Genomic DNA, 1199 nt, shown 5'->3' with positions numbered 1-1199 from the left:
GGTAATCCCCCCAATAAATAAGAACACTCATAAATAGAGAGTAACTGCTAGAATACATCAGCAGGAGAATCCTATGAAAAAGACACGCTTTAGCGACAACCAAATCGTCAACATCCTAAAACAAGCCGAACAAGGCGTTCCTATCACTGAGCTGTGCCGCGAGCATAACATCAGCCAAAGTACCTTTTACAACTGGCGCTCAAAGTATGGCGGCATGGATGCCTCTTTAATTGCGCGCTTAAAAGAACTTGAAGTTGAAAATGCACGTCTTAAGAAGATGTACGCTGATGAATGTCTTAAATCCGACATCCTACAGGATGCTATGTCAAAAAAGTGGTAGCGCCCCAAAGGCGCCGGCAGATGGCTTGTCACTATATTGAAGATCGTAGCATTAGCATACGCCGTGCTTGCCGTATCTTTAACATCAGCGTCACCTGTTATTATCACAAGTCGGTGGCAACAGATGAGAACCAGCAAATAGCGGACTTACTTATCAAATTGACCGATGAGAACAAGAACTGGGGCTTTGGCTTGTGCTTTTTAACCTTGCGTAATGTGCTAGGACTGCCGTACAACCATAAGCGGGTATATCGCATCTACTGCGAGCTTGAACTCAACCTTAGAATCAAACCTAAGCGTCGCATTAAACGTGCTAAACCAATACCATTAGCAGTACCTGATAGGATTAACCAAAGCTGGAGCATGGACTTTATGCACGACAGCTTAACTGATGGCCGCGGCTTTAGACTGTTCAATGTCATTGATGATTACAACCGTGAGGCACTCACCGTTGAAGTCGACTTCTCGCTACCGGCGCAAAGGGTCATACGCAGTCTTAATCAGCTTATTGAGTACCGAGGCAAACCTGTGCAGATAAGATGCGATAACGGCCCTGAATACATCAGCAATGCGCTCAAAGACTGGGCTGAGCAGCAAGGTATCATCTTAAGCTATATTGAACCTGGCAATCCACAGCAAAATGCGTATGTAGAGCGCTTTAACAGAACCATGAGATATGATTGGTTAAATCAGGAGCTGTTTGATAATCTAGAGCAGGTACGCGCACAAGCAGAAAACTGGTTATACCATTATAATCATAAGCGCCCAAACATGGGCAATGGCGGTTTTACACCGATACAGAAACTCAATCAGGCAGCTTAATTCTATTTATTAGGTGTCTTAAGTTTGGGAGGGTTACC

Annotated in this window: 1 protein-coding gene; it reads left to right on the top strand. The window is 44.5% G+C overall.

Going from position 1 to position 1199, the window contains the following annotated elements; translation table 11 throughout:
- The first annotated feature begins 73 nt into the window (after window positions 1-73).
- Window positions 74-1161 (top strand): IS3 family transposase gene (locus tag JMY00_RS13435; RefSeq protein WP_201580528.1). Its coding sequence is split into 2 segments (ribosomal slippage): window positions 74-326 and window positions 326-1161, totalling 1089 coding nucleotides; the frame shifts between segments, so codons are not numbered across the junction.
- Window positions 1162-1199 lie beyond the last annotated feature (38 nt).

The sequence above is a fragment of the Psychrobacter sp. Pi2-52 genome, assembly GCF_904846705.1.
Lineage (GTDB): Bacteria > Pseudomonadota > Gammaproteobacteria > Pseudomonadales > Moraxellaceae > Psychrobacter.
Note: the sequence above shows the minus strand (reverse complement) of the source record. Positions and strands in the feature narration are given on the sequence as shown.